Origin of the sequence: Pseudomonas sp. RW407, from assembly GCF_003176655.1 — a bacterium.
GTDB classification, from domain to species: domain Bacteria; phylum Pseudomonadota; class Gammaproteobacteria; order Pseudomonadales; family Pseudomonadaceae; genus Pseudomonas; species Pseudomonas delhiensis.
The window spans coordinates 911,690-918,366 of the sequence record NZ_QGSL01000029.1 but is presented as its reverse complement, the minus strand read 5'-3'; the positions used below and the strand labels follow the sequence as shown (position 1 = coordinate 918,366).

The window sequence follows — 6,677 nt, the reverse complement described above, 5'->3', positions numbered from 1 at the left end:
TAGCGACATCCATGTCGCATGACCTCCTGAGCGCCGGTTTCGCTCGGCCTTCTGAAGGGGCGTTCCGGTGCGCTCGGAGGTTTCTCTGGAAGTCCAAACGCCAGAGCAAAAGCGCTTTTGCTTTTCGTAGGAGCGAGCTTGCTCGCGAACCCTGGGTCGTTCGCGATAGTTCGTAGGGCGCATAACGCCTACGGCGTTATCCGCCAAATCGCGGACAGAGTCCGCTCCTACAGGGAAATGCCACGCCTTCCGGCAACCTGTAGGAGCGAGCTTGCTCGCGAACGGACTCCGCAGCGGGGTTTATTCGCGAGCAAGCTCGCTCCTACGAAGAGCATTTCGGCGCGGGCTGCAAGACAGTTGCTCCTGCGCCGCCCCACCCGCGCCATTCCCATTGTAGGAGCGCGCCCTGCGCGCGAAATCGCGGGCAGGGCCCGCTCCTACAGGTTGCTGGCAGGCACGGCGCAGGAGCGGACTCCGTCCGCGATCATGCCCCCTTCGCATCCGTCATCCTCGTCCGTTGCGACGGCTGACCCACCCCCATCGCCCCGCTTGCGTATAATGCCCGGCTCGAAACGGAGTCCCCCATGCTCGACCAGGCCCAGCGCATCCTCAAAGACGTATTCGGCTACGACGCCTTCCGCGGCAACCAGGCGCGCATCATCGAACGCGTGGCCAGCGGCGGCGACGCCCTGGTGCTGATGCCCACCGGCGGCGGCAAGTCGCTGTGCTTCCAGGTCCCGGCGCTGCTGCGCGAGGGGCTGACCGTGGTGGTCTCGCCGCTGATCGCGCTGATGGAAGACCAGGTCGCCACCCTCGACGAGCTGGGCGTGCCGGTCGCCGCGCTGAACTCCTCGCTCAGCCCCGAGGCGCAGCGGGACATCGCCGCGCGCCTGCAGCGTGGCGAGATCAAGCTGCTCTACCTGGCCCCGGAACGCCTGGTGCAGCCGCGCATGTTGGACTTCCTGCAGCGCCTGAACGTCGGCCTGTTCGCCATCGACGAGGCGCACTGCGTATCGCAGTGGGGCCACGACTTCCGCCCCGAATACCTGCAGCTGGGCCAGCTCGCCGAGCTGTTCCCGCACGTGCCGCGCATCGCCCTGACCGCCACCGCGGACATGCGCACCCGCGAGGAGATGATCCAGCGCCTGCACCTGCAGAACGCCGAGCAGTTCCTCTCCAGCTTCGACCGGCCGAACATCTTCTACCGCATCGTGCCCAAGGAGCAGCCGCGCAAGCAGCTGCTCGGCTTCCTCACCGAGCGCCGTGGCGATGCCGGCATCGTCTACTGCCTGTCGCGCAAGAAAGTCGAGGAAGTCGCCGAGTTCCTTTCCAACCAGGGCTTCCCGGCGCTGCCTTACCACGCCGGGCTGTCCAACGAGTTGCGCGCCTTCAACCAGAAGCGCTTCCTCAACGAGGAAGGCCTGATCATGGTCGCGACCATCGCCTTCGGCATGGGCATCGACAAGCCCAACGTGCGTTTCGTCGCCCACCTCGACCTGCCCAAGAGCCTCGAGGCCTACTACCAGGAAACCGGCCGCGCCGGCCGTGACGGCCTGCCGGCGGACGCCTGGATGGCCTACGGCCTGCAGGACGTGCTGCTGCTGCGGCAGATGATGCAGAACTCCGAGGGCGACGAGCGCCACAAGCGAGTGGAGCGGCACAAGCTCGAAGCCATGCTGGCGCTGTGCGAGGAGACCCGCTGCCGGCGCCAGGCGCTGCTGGCCTACTTCGACGAGGTGATGCCCAACCCTTGTGGGCATTGCGACATCTGCGTCGATGGGGTGGAAACCTGGGACGCCACCGAACCCGCGCGCCAAGCCCTGTCGGCGATCTACCGCAGCGGCCAGCGCTACGGCGTCGGCCATCTGGTGGACATCCTCCTCGGCAAGGAGACCGAGAAGGTACGCAGCGTCGGGCACCAGCACCTTGCGGTGTTCGGCATCGGCAAGGCGCGCGGTGAGGAGGAGTGGCGCACGCTGTTCCGCCAGTTGGTCGCCCGTGGCTTCGCCGATGTGGACGTCGACGGCTTCAACGGCTTGCGCCTGACCGAAGCCTGCCGCCCGCTGCTGCGTGGCGAGGAGACGCTGGCCCTGCGCCGCGATCCCAAGCCGCAGCGCAGCAAGTCCTCGTCCTCCGGCGGCGCCAGCCCGGCCAGCCAGTTGGTGCGCCAGGAAGAGCGCGAGATGTGGGAGGCCCTGCGCACCCTGCGGCGCAAGCTGGCGCAGGAGCATTCGGTGCCGCCCTACGTCATCTTCCCCGACGCCACCCTGCTGGAAATGCTGCGCAGCCAGCCGACCACGCTCACCGCCATGGCCCAGGTCAGCGGCGTCGGCGCGCGCAAGCTGGAGCGCTACGGCCAGGCCTTCCTCGACGTGCTCACCGAATCCGAGGCGGCGCCCGCCACGCCGGCGCCGGTGGTCGACCTCAGCCACGAACTGGTCAGCCTGGCCCGCGCCGGCATGACCCCGGCGCAGATCGCCCGCCAGCTCGACTGCACCGAGAAGAACGTCTACAACCTGCTGGCCGAGGCCATCGCCGCGCAGCAGCTGAGCCTGGAACAGGCCCTGGACCTGCCCGAGGAGCTGCTTGCCGAAGTGCAGGACGCCTTCCTCGACGAGGAGGGCGAGTTGCCGCCGGTGGCGGCTCTGGCCGAGCGCTTCGAGGGCCGCGTGCCGCAGGGCGTGCTGCATTGCGTGCGCGCCGCGCTGCAGACCGAACTGGAAGTCTGAGAGAAGGGCTTTCGGATTCGTCCCATTTCCCCGTACGGCGGCGGCTTGCAAGCTGGACGTACTAAGGAAGGGAGGAATCGTTGCCATGTGGCGTCTGGTTGCCGTACCCGTGGTGCTCGCCGGCTTGTGCGGGTTGCTCGCCCTGGAGCTTCCGGAAGGGCGCGCAGGGCCGGCTGCGCTGCTGCGCGGGCTGGGCTTCGTCGCCCTGTGCGAAATCCTGCTGTTGCTGCTGACGGCGGAAAGAACGCCGCAGGCGAGCGCGCCGCCCCTCCGGCTCGCCGCTCGTGGAAGCGGTGATGGCCCTGTGATAGCTGACAAGGAAATGGCGCAGGAAAGCGACAAACTTGTGACGCGCGTCGCTAACGGCTAAGGTGTGGCCAAGACCTCCACCAGAAGAGGCGAACGTGCCCCACCATGCCTGGCTCGACGACGTGCGCGCCAACCCCTATGCCGAACAGCTCGCCCGCGGCTTCCGCCGCCTGCGCTTCGACGCGCCGCTGGAGGGCGAGTACCGCGCCTACCTGCTGGAAGACAACTTCGCCCTCAAGTGCAGCGCCCTGGGCTTCGCCGTGCTGGCCTGGCTGGCGCTGGCGGCCATCGACCTGCTGCTGATCCCCGCCCCGCAGCACTGGGACCTGCTCGCCGTGCGCGGCGCGGTGCTGGTGCTGCTGGTGATCTGCGGCGGGCTGATCCTGCAGCGCCGCTTCGTGCGGCTGATGGTGCCGTTGAGCATCGCCTGCATACTCGCCGTGGGCATCGGCGCAGCCGTGGTGGTGGGCATCGCCCACCGCGTCGACCCGGGCTACCCCTACGAGGGCCTGCTGCTGGTGAGCATGGCCGCCTACTTCCTGGTCGGCCTGCGTTTTTCCGAGGCGCTAGGCTCGGCCTCGCTGATCCTCCTGGCCTACCTGGGCTGCGAGCTGTACGCCGGCCTGGCGCCGGCCAAGCTGCTGAACAACCTGGTGTTCCTGCTGCTGGGCAACCTGGTCGGCGCGGTGGGCTGCTACCTGCTGGAGTACAAGTCCCGCGAGCACTTCCTGATCAGCCGGCTGATGCGCCAGATGGCCGACCACGACGCCCTGACCGGCCTGCACAACAGGCGCAGCTTCGACCGCCAGCTGGAGCGCCTGTGGCGCCAGGCCCAGCGCGATGGCACGCCGCTGTCGCTGCTGCTCTGCGACGTCGACCACTTCAAGGCCTACAACGACCGCTACGGCCACCAGGCCGGCGACGAGGTGCTGCGCAGCATAGGCGCGGCTCTGGCGGCCAGCGCGCGGCGGCCGCTGGACATGGCCGTGCGCCTGGGCGGCGAGGAGTTCGCCGTGCTGCTCTACGGCACCGACCTGGACGAGGCCCGGCAGCGCGCCGAGGTGCTGCGCCAGGCGGTGCAGGGCCTGGGCATCAGCCACGAGGATTCGAGCACGGCGGCGGAGGTGACGCTGTCCATCGGTGTCTCCTGCCTGCAGCCCGGCGCGCCCTCGGCCCTGCAGGCGATCTACGCCCATGCCGACCGCGCCCTCTACGAAGCCAAGGCGTTCGGCCGCAACCAGGTGGTGGCCTGACCCATTCGGTCCCTCGCCCTGGCGCCGCCGGTGACTGCGTGCCCTGGCACGCCGGTGCTAGGATGCCGCCGACCCCGCAGCCGAGCGTTTCCCCATGGAGCGACTGATCCAGGCCAACGGCCAGCCCCACTACGGGGTGTTCGCCGAAACCCCGCAGGCCATCAACCACCGCGACTTCGACTACCGCTCGCCCATGGGGCGCAAGCTGGGGGCGCTGAGCAAGTGGCGCAACTTCCACCAGTTCCAGTACTTCGGCCTGATCAGCCCGCAGCTGATCGGCGGCTGCGCCCTGGCCGAGCTGAGCCTGGTGGCCGTCGGCTTCGTCTACCTCTACGAGCCGCGCAGCGGGCGCATGCTCGAACGCCGCTTCAAGTGCCCGCTGGGCATCGGCACGCACTTCTCGCAACGCCCGGACGACGGCGCCTGCGAGCTGCGCCAGGGGCGCAACCGGCTGCGCCTGGAGAACGCCGCCGGGCCGCTGCGCAAGCGCCTGCTGGTGGAGCTGGACGACGGCACGCGCATCGATGCGAGCTTCGATGAACAGCAGCCGGCCTTCCAGCCCATGAGCCTGTGCACGCCCACGGCGGTGAACGGTTGGGTGTACGCGCGCAAGGTCGCCGGGGTGCGCTGCGAGGGCCAGGTGCGCAGCGCGCTGGGCGACTTCGACCTGGGCGCCATCGACGCCTTCGCCCACCACGACTGGTCGGCCGGCTACATGCGCCGCGAGACCTTCTGGAACTGGGCCTGCCTGTCCGGCGAGGCGCAGGGCCGGCGGGTGGGGCTGAACCTGTCGTGCGGGGTCAACGAGACCAGCTTCACCGAGAACTGCTTCTGGCTCGACGGCGAACTGTGCAAGGTCGACAGCGTGCGCTTCGCGTTCGACCGCGACCAGGAACTGGGGCTCTGGCGCATCAGCTCCTTCGACGGCCAGGTGGACCTGGCCTTCGAGGCCCGCGGCCTGCACCGCGAGCGCCTGAACCTGGGCCTGCTGGCGAGCAACTTCAAGCAGATCTTCGGGCGCTTCCGCGGCGAGCTGCGCCCCCATGGGCGTGCGCCGGTGGTCATCGACGATCTCTGGGGGTTCGTCGAGGACCAGTACGCCAAATGGTGAACTGGCAAAGCCCTGCGACAAAATGTCATTGTACGGCCTTGATTAGCCGACTAATAATTAGCCAAATCAATTAGCCTGAAACTGCTGCAGCACAATGACAGATAAAGACAAGCACTACTTCGGCACCCAGCTGGCCCAGGCCTCGCGTGCATGGCGCGCCGAACTCGACCGCCGCCTCAGCCACCTGGGGCTTTCCCAGGCCCGCTGGCTGGTGCTCCTGCACCTGGCGCGCAATTCCGGCATCCCCACCCAGCGCGAACTCGCGCAATCGGTCGGCGTCGAGGGCCCGACCCTGGCGCGCCTGCTCGACGGCCTCGAAGCCCAGGGCCTGGTGCGCCGCCAGGCGGTGGCCGAGGACCGCCGCGCCAAGCGCATCTGCCTGACGCCCAAGGCCGACGTGCTGATCGCCGACATCGAGAGCATCGCCGCCAGCGTGCGCAACGACGTCCTGGCCGGCATCGACGAGGCGGACATTGCAACCTGTCAGAAACTCCTCTCCCGCATCCTCTCCAACCTGGAAAAGAACTGAGCGATTCTTCACACTTTTTCGAGTAGAATTGCCAAACTTCTGACGGCTCCTGCGGGGGCCGTCATTCATTCAGGGGTGCATTCAGGCATTTCGCCAGCTTTCCGACGAATTGTCTTGACCTAGAACGGGCCTGTATCTAATCGTGATGGCAACGGGCCGCCATGGCATCGCCCGGCAACCCCACGCTCCGGATGGGCGTCTATATTGCATGGACAGCATGACCGACTGCACCGCTGGGTCACGGATGGCCTGCAGACCTGGACACAACTGGGATGGGACCTATGGCTCGACTCACTCGCTTGCCGCTGGCAATGGCCGTTCTCTCGGCTCTCATGACTTCCCAGGCCCACGCGCTGGGGCTCGGGGACATCACCCTGCACTCGGCGCTGAACCAGCCGCTGGATGCGGAGATCGAGCTGCTGCAGCCCGGTGACCTGGGCAGCGACGAACTCATCGCCCGCCTGGCCGACGTGGCGACCTTCGAGCGCATGGGCGTGGACCGCACCACCTTCCTGCAGAGCCTGCGCTTCACCCCGGTGATCCGCAACGGCCGCGGCTACATCCACGTGGTGTCCACCCAGCCGATCCACGAGCCCTACCTGAACTTCCTCCTCGAGCTGGAGCGCCCCAACGGCCGCCTGCTGCGCGAGTACACGCTGCTGATCGACCCGCCGGGCTACACCGGCGGCACCTATGCCCAGCGCACCCCCGCACGCGGCGCCGACAGCGGGCCGGCGGCCAGCCGC

The 6,677-nt window shown here is 68.1% G+C and carries 6 protein-coding genes; all 6 read left to right on the top strand.

Translation table 11 applies throughout. The features are described 5' to 3' along the window. Positions 1 to 584: 584 nt before the first annotated feature. Positions 585 to 2,729: a DNA helicase RecQ gene (gene recQ, locus DK254_RS04945; RefSeq protein ID WP_109932674.1), complete on the top strand. Its 2,145-nt coding sequence runs from the start codon at positions 585 to 587 to the stop codon at positions 2,727 to 2,729. A gap of 85 nt (positions 2,730 to 2,814) precedes the next feature. After that, positions 2,815 to 3,099, top strand: coding sequence for a hypothetical protein (locus tag DK254_RS04940; protein ID WP_109932672.1), 285 nt, complete (start codon positions 2,815 to 2,817; stop codon positions 3,097 to 3,099). Positions 3,100 to 3,133: 34 nt separating this feature from the next. Next, a complete protein-coding gene (locus DK254_RS04935; RefSeq protein ID WP_109932670.1) occupies positions 3,134 to 4,291 on the top strand; it encodes a diguanylate cyclase in 1,158 nt (385 codons plus the stop codon). A gap of 94 nt (positions 4,292 to 4,385) precedes the next feature. Then, entirely contained in the window at positions 4,386 to 5,402 is a 1,017-nt protein-coding gene (locus DK254_RS04930) for a DUF2804 domain-containing protein (protein WP_109932669.1), read from the top strand. A gap of 94 nt (positions 5,403 to 5,496) precedes the next feature. After that, entirely contained in the window at positions 5,497 to 5,931 is a 435-nt protein-coding gene (slyA, locus tag DK254_RS04925) for a transcriptional regulator SlyA (RefSeq protein WP_109932667.1), read from the top strand. A gap of 281 nt (positions 5,932 to 6,212) precedes the next feature. Next, positions 6,213 to 6,677: FimV family protein (locus DK254_RS04920; RefSeq protein ID WP_371921096.1), on the top strand; the 465-nt coding region annotated here is incomplete at its 3' end.

What these genes read in the sequence shown, in the direction of transcription:
- recQ (WP_109932674.1), top strand. Translation starts at nt 585, where the DNA reads ATGCTCGACCAGGCCCAGCGCATCCTCAAAGACGTATTCGGCTACGAC.
- DK254_RS04930 (WP_109932669.1), top strand. Translation starts at nt 4,386, where the DNA reads ATGGAGCGACTGATCCAGGCCAACGGCCAGCCCCACTACGGGGTGTTC.
- slyA (WP_109932667.1), top strand. Translation starts at nt 5,497, where the DNA reads ATGACAGATAAAGACAAGCACTACTTCGGCACCCAGCTGGCCCAGGCC.
- DK254_RS04940 (WP_109932672.1), top strand. Translation starts at nt 2,815, where the DNA reads ATGTGGCGTCTGGTTGCCGTACCCGTGGTGCTCGCCGGCTTGTGCGGG.